Raw genomic sequence first — 15,499 nt, 5'->3', positions numbered from 1 at the left:
GCTGTATAATCGACCGTTTGGATCGACTTGATAAGGGGGCGGCGATCGTGAAACGCGGATTCTGGATACATTGGGTCGCGATGGTCGTCGCGATGGCGGCTCTGACGGGCTGTGGTCAGAAGGGACCGCTCTACCTGCCGGATCAGGCTCCCCAGACCAGCGAACAGCAACAGCATCCTGAAAACGATGAACGGGTTGAGTAATGGATAGTTTCGAATACCGCAACGGCCGTCTGTACTGCGAGGAGATGAGCCTCGACAGGATCGCTGACGAATACGGCACACCGCTCTATGTCTATTCCCGCGACGCCCTGGAGCGAGCCTACCTCAATTATGCCCAGGCTCTGGAAGGCCGTGATGCGCTGGTGTGCTATGCAGTCAAGGCCAACAGCAATATCGCGGTGCTCAACGTGCTGGCGCGTCTGGGCGCCGGTTTCGACATCGTCTCCCAGGGCGAGCTCGAGCGGGTCCTGAAGGCCGGTGGCGATCCGGCCAAGGTGGTCTTTTCCGGTGTCGGCAAGCAGCCGCAGGAAATATTGCGTGCGCTGGAAGTCGGCATTCACTGTTTCAACATCGAGTCCGAGGCGGAGCTCGAGCGCATCAATGCGGTGGCGGCCGAAGTCGGTGCCGTGGCGCCCGTGTCCTTTCGCGTCAATCCGGACGTCGATGCCGGTACCCACCCCTATATCTCCACCGGGCTGAAGGAGAACAAGTTCGGCATCGCCATCGAGCGGGCGCGCGACGTCTATCGCCATGCGGCGACGCTGGACAACGTCGAGGTGGTCGGCATGGACTGCCATATCGGCAGCCAGCTGACCGAGACCCGCCCCTTCCTCGATGCGCTTGAACGCTTGCTGGTGCTGGTCGACGAACTCGCCGCCGACGGTATCCAGATCCGTCACCTGGATCTGGGCGGTGGTCTCGGCGTCTGTTATACCGACGAGCAGCCGCCGACGCCCCAGTCCTACATCGAGGCGGTGCTCGAGAAGCTTGGCGATCGCAAGTTGAGCCTGATCTTCGAGCCGGGCCGCTCGATCGCGGCCAATGCCGGCGTGCTGCTGACCCGGGTCGAGTTTCTCAAGAGCAACGGCGACAAGCATTTCGCGATCATCGACGGTGCCATGAACGATCTGATCCGGCCATCCCTCTACAGTGCCTATCAGGAGATCATTCCGGTCTCGTTGCGCGAGGAAGGTGAAACCCTGAACTACGATCTGGTGGGACCGGTGTGTGAGACCGGCGACTTCCTCGGCAAGGACCGGCAGCTCAACCTCCAGCCGGGCGACCTGCTGGCGGTCTGTTCCGCCGGCGCCTATGGTTTCGTCATGAGCTCCAACTACAACACCCGCCCGCGTCCGGCCGAGGTGATGGTGCATGACAATCAGGCCTATCTGGTGCGCAAGCGGGAAAGCCTGGGCGATCTGCTGCACGGCGAACAGCTGCTGCCTAAGGACCCCCACTGAGAAACGGAAAGACTATGCTGGTACGCTTTACCAAAATGCACGGCCTGGGCAACGATTTCATGGTCGTCGACCTCGTGACCCAGCGGGCCAGGATCACGCCGGCCCTGGTGCGCCGGCTGTCCGACCGCCATGTCGGCATCGGCTTCGATCAGCTGTTGATCGTCGAGCCGCCGACGGATCCGCAGATGGATTTCCGTTACCGTATCTACAATGCCGATGGCTCCGAGGTGGAGCATTGCGGCAACGGCGCCCGCTGTTTCGCCAAATTCGTGCGCGACAAGCGTCTGACGATCAAGCCGGTCATCGCCGTCGAGACCGCCAAGGGCAGGGCCGTGCTGAGGGTGCTCGAGGATCGTCAGGTCGAGGTCGATATGGGGGCGCCGCAGCTGGAGCCGGTCGAGATTCCGTTCCAGGCGGCGGAGCGGGCGATTACCTACGATATCGAGGTCGAGGGCCGGTCCCTGGAGGTCGGCGCCGTGTCGATGGGCAATCCCCACGGCGTGCTGCTGGTGGACGATGTCGCCCGGGCGCCGGTGGAGACGCTGGGGCCGCAGCTGGAGTCCCATCCCCGCTTTCCGGCCCGCGCCAATATCGGCTTCATGCAGGTGGTCTCGCGCAACGAGATCCGGCTGCGCGTCTATGAGCGGGGCGCCGGGGAAACCCGTGCCTGCGGTACCGGCGCCTGCGCTGCCGTGGTGGCCGGGCGCCTGCGCGGGCTGCTCGACGACGACGTCAGGGTGCATCTGCCGGGGGAGCTGCGCATCCGCTGGGCCGGTGACGGCGAGCCGGTGATGATGACGGGACCGGCGACGACCGTATTCGAAGGGCAGATTTTCCTATGAGCGAACAAGCCAAGCCGCTGCCGGCGACCCCGGACGAGCAGCAGGTGGCCGATTTCCTGGCCGACAATCCCGATTTCTTTTCCCGCCATAGCCACCTGCTGGAAAAGCTCTACGTGCCGCACGAAACCGGTACGGCAGTCTCCCTGGTCGCGCGCCAGACCGGCGTGCTGCGGGAGAAGAACCAGCAGCTGCGCACCCATCTGTCGGATCTGATCGAGGTGGCGCGCCACAACGATATCCAGTTCGAGAAGACCAAGCGCATGGTACTGGCGCTGCTCGGCTGCGAAACCCTGGACGATGTCGCCATCGCCATCGACGAAAGCCTGTGCGGCGACTTCCACGGCGATACGACGTCGCTGTTGCTGCTGGGCGAAATACCGGCGGATGCCAACAATCTGCGTCAGCTGGACGCCGACGAGTTGCAGCTGCTGGAGCCGCTGCTCGAAACCAGCCTGCCAAGCTGTGGCCGGCTGCCGGAAACCCTGCATGCCTGTATTTTTCAGGAGCAGGCCTTCCGCGTGCAATCCGGTGCCGTGGTGCCGTTGGTGCAGGGCGAAACCCTGGGCCTGCTGGCGATCGGCAGCTATGATCCGCACTATTTCCAGAGCAGCCAGGGCACGCTCTTCCTCAGCTATGTCGGGGAGGTGCTGAGCCGGGTGCTGTCCCGCATCCTGAACCGGGGCTGATGGACACCGCCGCCGAACTGGAGTCTTTTCTGCGCTATCTGCGCAGCGAGCGCCAGTGCTCGGAGCATACCCTGGCCAGCTATCGTCGCGACCTCGAACGCCTGAGCCGCTACGCCGCCGACAACAACCTGGCCGGCTGGGATGCCATCATGCCCCGCGATGTGCGGGCCTTTGTCGCCGGGGCTCACCGCGAGGGATTGTCCGGCAAGAGCATTCAGCGCCTGCTGTCCGCGATCCGCACCTTTTATCGCTTCCTCAACCGCGAAGGGCTCTGCGCCCGGAACCCCGGGCTTGGCATCAGTGCGCCCCGGGCTCCGCGCCGTCTGCCGAAGACCCTGGATGCCGATCAGGTCGGCCAGCTGATGCAGATACCGGTCAGCGATGCAGTTTCAGCGCGCGATTGCGCCATGATGGAGCTACTCTATTCATCAGGGCTACGGCTGGCGGAGCTTGTCAGTCTCGACCTCGGCGATATCGACTTTCGTGATGCAAGCCTCGTGGTGACCGGCAAGGGCCGCAAAACCCGTATGCTGCCGGTCGGCGGCAAGGCGCTGGCGGCCCTCGATGTCTGGCTGGACTGGCGTCCGGGTCTGGTGCGGGGCGAAGACCCGGCGCTGTTCGTCAGCAGCCGTGGCGGGCGCATCAGCACCCGGGCCGTGCAGCAGCGGCTGGAACACTGGGGCCGACATCAGGCGACCGAGGGGCAGGTTCATCCTCATCGCCTGCGCCACAGCTTCGCCAGCCATCTGCTGGAGTCCAGTGGCGATCTGCGAGCCGTCCAGGAGCTGCTGGGGCATGCCGATATTGCAACGACCCAGGTCTATACGCACCTGGATTTTCAGCATCTGGCCGATGTCTACGACAGGGCCCATCCAAGAGCACGGAAGAAAAAATGATCAAGTGTGTCACCTTCGATCTGGACGATACCCTCTGGGCCGTGGACCCGGTGATCGAAGCGGCGAACCGTTCGCTGTTCGACTGGTTGGCTCGAAATGCCGAGCTCTTTACCCGCCAGTTCTCGCTGGCCGACCTGCCGCGGTTGCGCAGCGAGGTGCTGGAACGTCATCCGGAGATAGCGCACAGCGTCACCCAGATCCGGCTGCGTCTGCTGGAGCAGGGGTTGCTCACGGCCGGCTATTCACAGCCCCGGGCCGAGGCGCTGGCGTTGCAGGCGTTCGAAGTGTTTCTCGATGGCCGCAATCAGGTCGAGTTTTTCGAACATGCCGTGACCATGCTGCAGATCCTGCGCGAACGCGGTCTGATGATCGGCGCGCTGAGCAACGGCAATGCCGATGTCGACCGGGTCGGACTGGGGCAGTACTTCGACTTCCAGTTCAATGCCGACGGTACCGGTACCGAGAAGCCGCACCCGCTGATGTTCGAACAGGCGCTGGAAAAGACCGGCCTGAGGCCTGAGCAGGTGGTGCATGTCGGCGACAATCCGGTTGCCGACATCGAGGGGGCCCACAATGCCGGTTACTGGACCATCTGGGTCAACCTCAACGCCCAGGCCTGGCCCGGCGGTCCGGCACCGGATCAGACCGTACGCTGCCTGAGCGAAGTGCCCCGGGCGCTGACCGAAATCGCCGAGATCGCCGCCTCCCGCGTCACCCTGTAGGGTGCCGGTGAGCCTGCGAACCGCACCATCGAGGTCGAGCGGTGCGGTGCGCTTCGCTTCCTGGCAATTGCTCCTGCATTGACAGGCGGGCCGCGTTCGGATTCATGCGGGGCGGCCTTCCGCCATCCATGGCGATAACCAGCACCCTACGATCCCCCCGTCACCCGTCACCCGTCACCCGTCACCCGTCACAGAAACATTTCGAGCAGGTTATTGAGGAACAGCCGGCCCTGTGACGTCGGGCGGATAAGGTGCACGTCGGCTTCAAGCAGTCCCTTGCGCACGGCGCTTTCGATCCGGGAATGAATACCGTCCGGGGCAAGACCGGTGCGCTCGGTAAAGAGCGCAACCGGTACACCCTCAACCAGCCGCAGCGCATTGAGCATGAACTCGAACGCCAGCTCGTCTTGCTCGATGAGGCTTTCGCCACCGAGGCGGCGGGTCGGGTCCATGTAGGCCGCCGGCTGGCGCTGCTTCCAGCGGCGCAGGATGCTGTTTTCGCCGGCCCGCGTCAATTTGCCGTGGGCGCCGGCGCCAATGCCGATGTAGTCGCCGAAACGCCAGTAATTGAGGTTGTGGGCCGCTTCCCGTCCAGCCCGGGCATAAGCCGAGACCTCGTACTGGCGGAAGCCGTGCTGCGCCAGTCTCTGCTGGCCCTGCTCCTGGATATCCCACAGCAGCTCGTCGACCGGCAGGGTCGGCGGGCGGGCGTTGAACTCGGTGTTGGGCTCGATGGTGAGCTGATACCAGGAAAGGTGCTCCGGCTGCAGGCCGATTGCCGTTTCCAGGTCGTGCATCGCGCCGGCCAGGTCCTGTTGCGGCAGACCGTGCATCAGGTCCAGGTTGATGTTGTCGAACCCGATGGCCCGGGCGCTGGCAACAGCGCGATAGGCCTCGTCGGCACTGTGAATGCGGCCCAGGGCCCGCAACTGCTCGTCGCTGAAACTCTGGATACCGACCGACAGCCGGTTGACACCGGCCTCGCGAAAGCCGGCGAAACGCGCCTGTTCGAAGGTGCCGGGATTCGCCTCCATGGTGATTTCGGCATCCGGGGCCAGGGGCGTTCGGGCCGCGACGCCTTCGATAATTTTTCCGATGGCATTGGCCGAGAACAGGCTCGGAGTGCCGCCGCCGATAAAGACCGTCCCGATCTCGCGGCCCTGCACATCGGCCAGTTCCGCCTCGAGGTCCGCCATCAACGCGGCGGCGTAATCCGCCTCGGGCAGCTCGTCCCGCACCGCATGGGAATTGAAGTCGCAGTACGGGCACTTGCGCACGCACCAGGGGATATGGATGTAAAGTGACAGCGGTGGCAGTAGCATCAATGGCGAGTCTTAAGTGGTGATCAGTTTGTAGGGTGGAATGAGTACCGAAGGTGCGAATTCCACCGGTGATCCCAGACAGCAGCGGGGTCAATCAACATAAACCGCGGCGCGACCTGAAAGCACCGGTGGAATTCGCTTCGCTCATTCCACCCTACAACCCAGCCAATTATCCCACGGGTGGCCGGTAATGTCGTCACTACTTCAGGTAGGGCCCGATCTGTTCGGCCAGCCTGGCCACTGCCTGGCCGCGATGGCTGAGGCGGTTCTTCTGCTCGGGCGAGATCTCCGCCGCACTGAGACCCAGTTCCGGTACCAGGAACAGCGGGTCGTAACCGAAGCCGCCGTCGCCTCTCGGAGCATGGAGAATGTTGCCTTCCCAGGTGCCGATGCTGATCAACGGTGTCGGGTCTTCGGCATGGCGCATGAATACCAGCACGCAGCGAAACCGGGCGCTGCGCTGGGCGTCTGCGATGCCGGCGAGCTGGTGTAGCAGGCGTTCGCAGTTTTCGGCGTCGCTGGCGCCGGGGCCGGCAAAGCGCGCCGAATAGATGCCCGGCGCGCCATTCAGTGCATCGACCTCCAGGCCCGAGTCATCGGCCAACGCCGGCAATCCGCTGTGGCGGCAGGCATGGCGGGCCTTGATGATGGCATTTTCGACAAAACTCAGTCCGGTCTCGTCGGCATCAGAGATCCGGAATGCCGACTGGGGTACGACTTCGATCTCGAGCGGGGCGAGAACCTGACTGAATTCACGCAGCTTGCCGGCGTTGCCGCTGGCCAGCACGATCTTGTGGATGCTCTGGTGGCTCATTCTGGATAAAAGGTCTGTTCAAACTGGATACTGTAAGGGGACGGATGGGACTCGGGCTGCACCTCGAGGTTTATCCGCATCAGCTGCTCGCCGGCGAAGCGCAGTCCGCCAATATAGTACAACGCATCGGTTTCGCGAATCTCCTGAAAGTCGAGCTTCAGCGATTGCCCGATGAGATTGTTGGCGGTACCGTTGATGTCCGCCGTGACCGGCTTCATGCTGCCGTCGGCCTGCTTCTGCAGCACCGAGACATTGATCAGTGCCAGGTTGCCGCTGCGGGTCAGGCCGTAACTCTCGGCGACGTCGGGCTCGAGGAAGGTGCTGTTGAAGGCGTTGTAATGAACCTCGTAGTCGCCATAGGAGACGGACTGATCGGCATTGACGGCCGGTGTCGCCGCCAGCAGTAGGGCGGCCAGGCTGGCAGCCGCGCCCACAGGGGATAGGTTGATTGCTCTCATGGTCTCTCCTTCCATTGCCGGCCTGCTGGCCGGTTCGCTGGTCTCTTGCTATCTCTTAACATAGTGGTGCGGTTCGCGCCGCTCACCAGCACCCTACGCTTGCAGCAAGCCGTCTACTCACCATTCGCGGCGGGGCGCCGCTCCTACAGGTGGCGTGCCTGTTCGCGGCGGGGAAGTGCCCTCCGGCTTCGCCGCTCCTGCAGATCACCGCGTTATCCGGTAAATGGCGATCTCACCCAGCATGTTCGGCCACAGGCGTTGCCACCAGCGGTCCCTGTGTTCATGGTCCACCACGGTCCGCTCCCGGATATGTATATTGCGCTCGACACAGAGGCGTTCGAAATCCTTGAACGTGCAGAAGTGGATGTTGGGTGTGTTGTACCAAGTATAGGGCAGGAACTTCGACACCGGCATCTGGCCGCGAAACCCGAGATAGCCACGGGCGCGCCAGTGGCCGAAGTTCGGAAAGGTGACGATGCACTCCCGCCCGATCCGCAGCATTTCGTCGACGATCCGGTCCGGACTGTGCATGACCTGCAGCGCCTGGGTCATGATCACGACATCGAAGCTGTTATCGCGCAGCGACGCCAGCCCCTCGTCGATATTCTTTTCGATAACGTTGATGCCGGCCTCGATACAGGCCGTGATGTTGTCATGGTCGTATTCCAGGCCGTAGCCCTCGATCTGCTTGTGCCGATTCAGGTAGCCCAGCAGCTCGCCGTCGCCGCAGCCGAGATCCAGTACCCGGCTGTGGGGCTGGATCCAGGCCTGGATAATATCGAGATCCGCGCGCATCTCAGTGGCCCTCCGCCGGGAGCCCGGCCAGCACCCGCTGCATGTAGGCGTGCAGTACTTCCATGTAGCGGGGGATCGGAATCAGGAAGGCATCGTGGCCATGGGAAGCGTCGATTTCGACATAGCTCACGGCCTTGCGTGCATCGATCAGCGCATCGACGATTTCGCGTGACCGCTCCGGCGAAAAGCGCCAGTCGCTGGTAAACGAAATCACCATGAAGCGGCACTGCACGCCGGCCAGGGCCTCGCTCAGGCTGTCGCCGCAGGCCGCCGCCGGGTCGTAATAATCCAGCGCCTTGGTCATCAGCAGATAACTGTTGGCATCGAAACTGGCGGAAAAGCGCTCGCCCTGATACTGCAGATAGGACTCGACCTCGAACTGGGGGTTGAAGTCGAAACTGAGGGCGCCGCTCTTCAGTTCGCGGCCGAATTTCTCGCGCATGCCATGATCGGACAGATAGGTGATATGGCCCAGCATTCGCGCCAGCATCAGCCCCGTTTTGGGAAGCGCATCCTGTTCGTAGTAATGCCCGTCATGGAACTGCGGGTCGCGGGAGATCGCCTGGCGCGCCACCTCGTTGAAGGCGATGTTCTGCGCCGTCAGTTTCGGCGCCGCCGCGATCACCAGGCAGTGACGCAGCCGGTCGGGGTAATCGATGGCCCATTGCAGCGCCTGCATGCCGCCCAGGCTGCCGCCGATCACCGCCGCCCACTGGCGGATACCGAGACGGTCGGCCAGTCTGGCCTGGCTTTCGACCCAGTCCGGTACCGTGACGATGGGAAAGTCGGGGCCATAGGGCTTTCCGGTCTCCGGGTTGATCTGGTTGGGACCGGTCGAGCCGTGGCAGCCGCCGAGGTTGTTGAGGCCGACGACGAAAAATCGGTCGGTATCGATCGGCTTGCCCGGCCCGATCGCCGAGTCCCACCAGCCCGGCTTGCGGTCGTCCGTGCTGTGGTAGCCGGCCAGATGATGGTTGCCGGACAGCGCATGACAGACCAGCACGGCATTGGAATGGTCGGCATTGAGCTTGCCATAGGTCTCGATCACCAGGTCGTACTGTTCCAGCACGCGTCCGCTGGCCAGTTGCAGCGGCTGGTCGAAATGAAGTCGCCGGGGGCGACGAGTCCGACCGAATCGTCGGCAAAGGTTGTCGGCATCAGGGGCCATCCGCAGGCAGAATATGATCGAGACGGCCGTTTGCCATCCCGGGTCCCGTATTGCAAGCGTAGACGTTGCAGCGGGCTTCGGTGCTTATCGTTCGATGCCCAGCTCTTCCGGCAGGCGTTCGGGGGCGGCAATCCGGACCCGTTTCTGACGCCCGAGTTCGCCGCCGAGGATCTCGACGGCACTTTTGGCGACGCCGAACTGGCGGGCGAGGAAGCGGATCAGCCGGTCGTTGGCGCGGCCCTCGATCGGCGGTGCCTGGATGCGTATCTTCAGGCTGTCGCCGTGGCGGCCGCAGAACTCATCCCGCGATGCCCTGGGCTGCAGGTGGCAGCTCAAAATCAGGTCGTCGCCCTGCCAGCGGTAGAAGGCGGTCACGCTACATCACCAGCCGTCCGATCTGGGACTGAATGATCTGAATGACCAGGAAAATCAGGATCGGTGACAGGTCGAGGCCGCCGATCGGCGGAATCACCTTGCGTGCCAGCGCGAACAGCGGTTCGGTCAGCTGCAGGATCAGCTGCGGGGCCGGATGGTAGCTGTTGGGCGCGACCCAGCTGATGATCACTGCGCCGATCACGGCCCAGAAATAGATGGTGAGCACCGTGTTGAACAGGCCGACGAGGGCGTAGATCAGCAGACTGACAACGCCGAGACTGTGGCCGGCGACCCAGATCAGCGCAAACAGCGTCGCCAGCTTGACGGCGTAGGCCAGCACCAGTGGCGACAGATCGATACGGCCGGCGCGGGGGATCAACTGCTGCAGCGGGCGCAGGGGGCATTGGTCAGGCGCGCGACAGCCTGGGAGATCGGGTTGTAGTAATCCGCCCGGGCCAGTTGCAGCAGGAAACGCAACACGACGATAAAGGCGTAGAGTTCACCGATTGTGCGGATGATCAGTAGGATCGGGTCCTGTCCCATGGCTGTTCGCTGCCTTCCATTCAAGCTGTTGATTTAGCGGCAAGTATAGAGCCTTTCCCGGGCCGAATGAACCGCGAGGCCGGCGCGCACCACTCAGTCCCTGAGCTGTTCCGCCAGCTCCCGGGAACGTTGCGCGCAGGCCTGCATCGCTTCTTCGACGATTTTTTCGAGGCCGGCGGCCTGGAACGACAGTATCGCCTGCTCGGTGGTCCCCTTGGGCGACGTCACGTTGCGGCGCAGCTCGGCCGGGTCCAGTTCACTGGCGCTGGCCATGCGGGCGGCACCGAGCGCGGTCTGCAGGGTCAGGCGGCGCGCGGTATCCGCCCCGAGGCCGAGCTTTTCGCCGGCCGCCATCATCGCTTCCATAAACAGGAAATAGTACGCGGGGCCGGATCCGGAAACGGCGGTGACCGCATGCAGCAGTTCCTCCCGCTCGACCCAGAGGGCGAGACCGACATGGCTCATCAGGCTTTCGGCCTGAGCCTTCTGCTCGTCGCTGACGCGTTCGTTGCCGTAGAGACCGCTGGCGCCGCTCTGGACCTGGGACGGCGTATTGGGCATGCAGCGTACCACCGCATGACTACCGCCGAGCCACTGATCCAGGCTGTCGCAGCCGATACCGGCCGCGACCGAGACGATCAGTGGCCGGCGTTGCTGTACAGTGGCGCGCATTGGCTCGCAGACCTGCTTCATGATTTGCGGCTTGACCGCCAGGATCAGAATGTCCGCGGCAAGAACGGCCGCATCGTTGTTGGTGCCGGTGTTGAGGCCCCGGGCCTCGAGGTCGGCCAGTTTCTCGGCGCGGGTGCCGGTGGCCCAGATCAGGTTCGCCGGATAGCCGTTGTCCAGCAGGCCGCCGATAATGGCCCGGGCCATGTTACCGGCGCCGATAAAGGCAACGGTCGGTTGAGTGCTCTTGGTCATAACGGGTTCCTTTCATGGGTTGGGGCGGCTGTAGTCGCGGGGGCCGAACAGGGCTGTGCCGATGCGCACGATGGTTGCGCCTTCTTCGATCGCTGCCGACATGTCGCCGGACATGCCCATCGACAGGGTATCCAGCTGCGGGAGTTCCTCGCGCAGCTGCTCGAGCAACTGGCGCAGCGCGGCAAAGGGGCGGCGCTGTTCCGCGGGGACGCCGCTGGCTTCGGGAATGGCCATCAGGCCACGCAGGCGCAAGCCGGGAAGGGAAGCGACTTCCCGTGCAAGTTCCGCGACCTGGTCGGGCAGGCAGCCCGATTTGCTCGCCTCGGCGCTGATATTGACCTGCAGGCAGACATTCAGCGGCGGCAGTCCGGCCGGCCGCTGTTCGGACAACCGGCGGGCGACCTTGATGCGGTCGACGCTGTGCACCCAGTCGAAGTGTTCGGCGATCGGGCGGGTCTTGTTGGACTGGATCGGGCCGATGAAATGCCATTCCAGCGCAAGGTCTTTCAGGGCCTCGATCTTGTCGAGCGCTTCCTGCAGGTAGTTTTCGCCGAAGGCGCGCTGGCCGGCCTCACAGGCCTGGCGCAGTTCGTCGGCACTACGGGTCTTGCTGACCGCCAGCAACCGCACGCTGTCGGGCGCGCGGCCGCAGCGGGCTGCACTCTCGGCGATTTGCTGGCGCACTGCACAAATATTGTCTGCTATGCTGTTCATACCCTGATTCAGACTGCCCGGCCATTGGATTGACCCGGGTATTCTGCTAGAAATAGGGTCTTTAATGGAAGTGATATCGGGTACCTGGGACTATGGACATTACCGAACTCTTGTCGTTTACGGTGCAGCAGGGAGCCTCCGACCTGCATATCACTGCCGGAATGCCACCGGTCATTCGTGTCGACGGCGACGTGCGTCGCATCAAGCTCCCGGCGCTGGATCACAAGGCCGTTCAGTCGCTGATCTACGACATCATGAACGACAAGGTGCGCAAGGAGTACGAGGACAACCTCGAGGTCGACTTCTCGATCGAGGTGCCGTCCTGGCGCGTTTTCGTGTCAACGCCTTCAACCAGAACCGAGGCGCCGCCGCGGTTTTCCGTACCATTCCGAGCCGGGTGCTGACCCTCGAGGATCTCGGCATGGGCAAGGTGTTCCAGGACATGGCCGAAAAGCCCCGTGGTCTGGTGCTGGTCACCGGGCCCACCGGCTCCGGCAAGAGCACGACCCTGGCGGCGATGGTCGATTTCATCAACGACAACCGTACCGACCATATCCTGACCATCGAGGATCCGATCGAATTCGTGCACGAAAGCAAGAAGTGCCTGATCAACCAGCGAGAGGTGCACCGCGATACCCACAGTTTCGCCAACGCCCTGCGCTCGGCACTGCGTGAAGACCCGGACGTGATTCTGGTGGGCGAGATGCGTGACCTCGAGACCATCCGTCTGGCGCTGACCGCGGCCGAAACCGGCCACCTGGTGTTCGGAACCCTGCACACCACCTCGGCGGCCAAGACCATCGACCGTGTCATCGACGTCTTTCCGGCGGCGGAAAAGGACATGGTGCGCTCCATGCTGTCGGAGTCGCTGCAGGGCGTCATTTCCCAGACGCTGCTGAAGAAAACCAATGGCGGTCGTGTGGCGGCCCATGAGATCATGGTCGGCACGCCGGCCATCCGCAACCTGATCCGGGAGGACAAGGTGGCGCAGATGTATTCGGCAATCCAGACCGGCGCGGCCTTCGGCATGAAGACCCTGGACCAGTCGTTGCTGGAGTTGCTGCAAAAGGGATTGATATCGCGCGAAGCCGCGCGGGAAAAAGCAAAGAGTCCGCAGAGCTTCTGACGGGCACCAGGCTTGGGGAAATAGACCGTGGACTTTACACAACTACTCAAGGTGGTCATCGACCGCGACGCTTCGGACCTTTTCGTCACCGCCGGCGCCCGTCCCAGTATCAAGGTGGATGGCACGATCAAACCGCTGACCAAGGAGCCGCTGACGCCGTCTCAGGTTCGTTCGCTGGTCTACAGCACCATGAACGACAAGCAGCTGGCCGAGTTCGAGGGCACCAGCGAGTGCAACTTCGCCATCAGTGCCAGGGGAATGGGGCGTTTTCGTGTCAGTGCCTTCATGCAGCGCAACTCGCCGGGGATGGTGCTGCGCCGCATCGCCACCCGCATCCCGTCGATGGAAGAGCTGAACCTGCCGCCGGTGCTGAAGGATCTGTCGATGACCAAGCGCGGCCTGATCCTCTTCGTCGGCGGTACCTCGACCGGTAAGTCCACCTCGCTGGCGTCGATGATCGATTACCGCAACAGTCACAGCCGCGGCCATATCATCACCATCGAGGACCCGATCGAGTATATCCACGATCACAAGGAGAGCATCATCACCCAGCGTGAAGTGGGCATCGATACCGAATCCTTCGACGTGGCACTGAAAAACACCCTGCGTCAGGCGCCCGATGTGATCCTGATGGGTGAGATCCGTTCCAAGGACACCATGCAGTACGGCCTGGCGTTCGCCGAGACCGGCCACCTCTGTATGGCGACGCTGCACGCCAACAACGCCAACCAGGCACTGGACCGCATCATCAGCTTCTTCCCGCCGGAGCACCATAACCAGATCTGGATGGACATGTCGCTGAACCTCAAGGCGATCGTCGCGCAGCAGCTGCTGCCGACCAAGGACGGCAAGGGCCGCCGCGCCGCCATCGAGGTGATGATCAATACACCGCTGATCCAGGACCTGATCCGCAAGGCCGAAGTGCACGAGATCAAGGACGTCATCAAGAAGTCCACCAACCTTGGCATGCAGACCTTCGACCAGGCGCTGTTCGAACTCTACAAGCAGGGCATCATTACCTACGATGTGGCCCTGGCCCATGCCGACTCGGCCAACGACCTGCGCCTGATGATCAAGCTCAGCGCCGACACCAATCCGGATCTGGCGGCACCTCCCGAGGACAACTCCTTCCTGCTGCAGGATGAGGACGACTACCTCTCGCACAAGGGCGATATCGATATCAAGAGCATGTAAGTGGCTCTCTGTACCTTTGCAGAAACGGGGCCCTCCGGGGCCCCGTTTTCGTGTCGGATGTCCAGGGTGACGCGTAACGCGTAACGAGTGGCTAGCCTCGGACATCGGCATTCATGGAACCCCCATGCGTAATAACAAGAAAAACACGGCCTTCTCGTCGGCCGCCTTCAACTATTACTTCGCCGCCAGCGCCTTTCTGACCCTGGCGACCTGGATGACCCGCTTCCTGATTGGCTGGATGACCTGGGACCTGACCGGGTCGGCGCTCTGGGTCGGCGTCGTCAGTGCCCTGATGCTGGTGCCGACGCTGTTCCTGTCACCCTTCTTCGGTGTGCTGGCCGACCGCGTCAATCCCCGTACCGGCATCCTGCTGGCGCACCTGAGCGAAGCCGTGCTGACCCTGGCGACGGCTGCTGCGAACCTGCAGGGCCTGTTCTCCCTGGGCTGGATCCTGGTGCTGGCCCTGCTGCTGGGGGCGTTGTCCGCCGCCCAGCATCCGATGCGCCTGGTGCTGCTGCCGCGTCTGGTGGATCGCGCGCTGATGTCAAGTGCCATCGGTCTGGCCTCGACCACCTACAACGCGTCGCGCGTGCTGGGGCCGGCCCTCGGAGCCTGGCTGCTGTTGCAGGTCTCGGCGGCCGGTGCCTTTGTCACCGTTTCGCTGCTGTTCCTGCTGGGGGTATTGCTGATTCTGCGGATCCGCCTGCCCGAGTATCGACCCGCCGAGCAGACGCAGACCGTGCTGAGGGCGTTGCTGCAGGGTGTCCGTTTCGCGCTATCGGTGCCGCTGATCCGGCTGGTGCTCATCCTGACGGCGATTGACGGCCTGTTGGGGCGCAGCATTATGGAGCTGCTGCCGGCCATCTCCGGTCAGCTGATCCAGGGGAATGCGGCAACCCTGGCAACGCTGACTGCGCTGGCCGGTGTCGGCTCCATTCTCGGTGGACTGCTCGTGTCGCGTCTGAGGGGGCGCGAACGCACGCTGTTGAGGCTGGTGCTGGGGTCGCTGCTGATCTGTTCGGCTGTACTGCTGCCGGTGGCGGCGGTGCGGGCGCTGCCTGGACTGGGGGCGGTGATCATGATGCTCAGCATGGCCGTGACCATGATCGGTACGGGTTGTCAGGCGCTTATCCAGCTGAGTGTCGCCGACGAGTACCGGGGGCGCGTGCTCAGCATCTGGACAGTGGTCAGTCTGGGGATGCCGGCGGTGGGCGCTTTCGTTATCGGCGCCTCGGCGGATCTGTTTGGCTTTCGTCCGGTGCTGATCTTCTCGGCGTTGCTGGGGGCGCTGGTGGTGCTCCTGATGGCCCGACGCAATCGCGCGCTTTGACCGGCCGCATCGGTTAGGGCCCCGGGGATGGATTCCGTTTTCGAGCTGTGCTTGAATGGAAAGGTCCTGCCCGGGTCATCGGCCTATTATTGTAAATTCGGAAATGTCCTGCAAAAAGCAGAAAAAAC

17 protein-coding genes and 2 pseudogenes are annotated in these 15,499 nt (G+C 63.2%); 9 read left to right on the top strand and 10 right to left on the bottom strand.

Translation table 11 applies throughout. The features are described from left to right. Positions 1–65 precede the first annotated feature (65 nt). The 6 genes from lptM to ACFQDL_RS09695 are packed head-to-tail and all read left to right on the top strand — an operon-like array spanning position 66 to position 4,608. Positions 66–203 carry an LPS translocon maturation chaperone LptM gene (gene lptM / locus ACFQDL_RS09720; protein WP_417568590.1) on the top strand — a complete coding sequence of 46 codons (138 nt, stop codon included), beginning with the start codon at positions 66–68 and terminating at the stop codon, positions 201–203. Beyond that, the gene (gene lysA, locus ACFQDL_RS09715) at positions 203–1,462 is read left to right on the top strand and encodes a diaminopimelate decarboxylase (protein ID WP_379908824.1); all 1,260 of its coding nucleotides are present in this window, start codon (positions 203–205) and stop codon (positions 1,460–1,462) included. The genes lptM and lysA overlap by 1 nt, the downstream gene beginning before the upstream one ends. A gap of 14 nt (positions 1,463–1,476) precedes the next feature. Continuing rightward, positions 1,477–2,304: a diaminopimelate epimerase gene (dapF, locus tag ACFQDL_RS09710; protein WP_379908823.1), complete on the top strand. Its 828-nt coding sequence runs from the start codon at positions 1,477–1,479 to the stop codon at positions 2,302–2,304. Further along, entirely contained in the window at positions 2,301–2,990 is a 690-nt protein-coding gene (locus ACFQDL_RS09705) for a DUF484 family protein (RefSeq protein WP_379908821.1), read from the top strand. Before dapF ends, ACFQDL_RS09705 begins: the two co-directional genes overlap by 4 nt. Beyond that, positions 2,990–3,886, top strand: a complete 897-nt coding sequence (gene xerC, locus ACFQDL_RS09700) for a tyrosine recombinase XerC (protein ID WP_379908820.1) — start codon at positions 2,990–2,992, stop codon at positions 3,884–3,886. The genes ACFQDL_RS09705 and xerC overlap by 1 nt, the downstream gene beginning before the upstream one ends. Beyond that, positions 3,883–4,608, top strand: a complete 726-nt coding sequence (locus tag ACFQDL_RS09695; RefSeq protein WP_379908819.1) for an HAD family hydrolase — start codon at positions 3,883–3,885, stop codon at positions 4,606–4,608. Before xerC ends, ACFQDL_RS09695 begins: the two co-directional genes overlap by 4 nt. 188 nt (positions 4,609–4,796) lie before the next feature. On the opposite strand, the gene hemW is transcribed toward ACFQDL_RS09695, so the two are convergent. From hemW to ACFQDL_RS09645, 10 genes and pseudogenes are all read right to left on the bottom strand, one after another. Beyond that, positions 4,797–5,930 carry a radical SAM family heme chaperone HemW gene (gene hemW, locus ACFQDL_RS09690; protein ID WP_379908818.1) on the bottom strand — a complete coding sequence of 378 codons (1,134 nt, stop codon included), beginning with the start codon at positions 5,928–5,930 and terminating at the stop codon, positions 4,797–4,799. A gap of 199 nt (positions 5,931–6,129) precedes the next feature. After that, entirely contained in the window at positions 6,130–6,744 is a 615-nt protein-coding gene (gene rdgB / locus ACFQDL_RS09685) for an RdgB/HAM1 family non-canonical purine NTP pyrophosphatase (RefSeq protein ID WP_379908817.1), read from the bottom strand. Further along, entirely contained in the window at positions 6,741–7,202 is a 462-nt protein-coding gene (locus ACFQDL_RS09680) for a DUF4426 domain-containing protein (RefSeq protein ID WP_379908816.1), read from the bottom strand. The genes rdgB and ACFQDL_RS09680 overlap by 4 nt, the downstream gene beginning before the upstream one ends. A 204-nt stretch (positions 7,203–7,406) precedes the next feature. Beyond that, the gene (gene metW / locus ACFQDL_RS09675; RefSeq protein WP_379908815.1) at positions 7,407–7,997 is read right to left on the bottom strand and encodes a methionine biosynthesis protein MetW; all 591 of its coding nucleotides are present in this window, start codon (positions 7,995–7,997) and stop codon (positions 7,407–7,409) included. A gap of 1 nt (position 7,998) precedes the next feature. Then, positions 7,999–9,155: pseudogene (gene metX / locus ACFQDL_RS09670) on the bottom strand (homoserine O-succinyltransferase MetX). A 94-nt stretch (positions 9,156–9,249) separates the two neighbouring features. After that, positions 9,250–9,540 carry a DUF167 family protein gene (locus tag ACFQDL_RS09665; protein WP_379908814.1) on the bottom strand — a complete coding sequence of 97 codons (291 nt, stop codon included), beginning with the start codon at positions 9,538–9,540 and terminating at the stop codon, positions 9,250–9,252. Between the two features lies 1 nt (position 9,541). Beyond that, positions 9,542–9,919, bottom strand: a complete 378-nt coding sequence (locus ACFQDL_RS09660) for a YggT family protein (RefSeq protein WP_379908813.1) — start codon at positions 9,917–9,919, stop codon at positions 9,542–9,544. Next, positions 9,916–10,083 carry a YggT family protein gene (locus tag ACFQDL_RS09655; RefSeq protein ID WP_379908812.1) on the bottom strand — a complete coding sequence of 56 codons (168 nt, stop codon included), beginning with the start codon at positions 10,081–10,083 and terminating at the stop codon, positions 9,916–9,918. Before ACFQDL_RS09655 ends, ACFQDL_RS09660 begins: the two co-directional genes overlap by 4 nt. 93 nt (positions 10,084–10,176) lie before the next feature. Continuing rightward, positions 10,177–11,007, bottom strand: coding sequence for a pyrroline-5-carboxylate reductase (proC, locus tag ACFQDL_RS09650; protein ID WP_379908811.1), 831 nt, complete (start codon positions 11,005–11,007; stop codon positions 10,177–10,179). 12 nt (positions 11,008–11,019) lie between these two features. Continuing rightward, positions 11,020–11,721 carry a YggS family pyridoxal phosphate-dependent enzyme gene (locus ACFQDL_RS09645; protein WP_379908810.1) on the bottom strand — a complete coding sequence of 234 codons (702 nt, stop codon included), beginning with the start codon at positions 11,719–11,721 and terminating at the stop codon, positions 11,020–11,022. Positions 11,722–11,813: 92 nt separating this feature from the next. Between ACFQDL_RS09645 and ACFQDL_RS09640 the strand changes: the two are divergent. From ACFQDL_RS09640 to ACFQDL_RS09630, 3 genes and pseudogenes are all read left to right on the top strand, one after another. Then, a pseudogene (locus tag ACFQDL_RS09640) lies at positions 11,814–12,847 on the top strand (type IV pilus twitching motility protein PilT). A gap of 27 nt (positions 12,848–12,874) precedes the next feature. After that, positions 12,875–14,041, top strand: a complete 1,167-nt coding sequence (locus ACFQDL_RS09635; protein ID WP_379908809.1) for a PilT/PilU family type 4a pilus ATPase — start codon at positions 12,875–12,877, stop codon at positions 14,039–14,041. A 124-nt stretch (positions 14,042–14,165) separates the two neighbouring features. Then, positions 14,166–15,371, top strand: a complete 1,206-nt coding sequence (locus ACFQDL_RS09630; protein WP_379908808.1) for an MFS transporter — start codon at positions 14,166–14,168, stop codon at positions 15,369–15,371. Positions 15,372–15,499 lie beyond the last annotated feature (128 nt).

The organism is Marinobacterium aestuariivivens (assembly GCF_042661465.1).
In the GTDB taxonomy this organism is placed as follows: Bacteria; Pseudomonadota; Gammaproteobacteria; order Pseudomonadales; family Balneatricaceae; genus Marinobacterium_A; species Marinobacterium_A aestuariivivens.
This window is presented reverse-complemented; position numbering and strand designations above follow the sequence as displayed.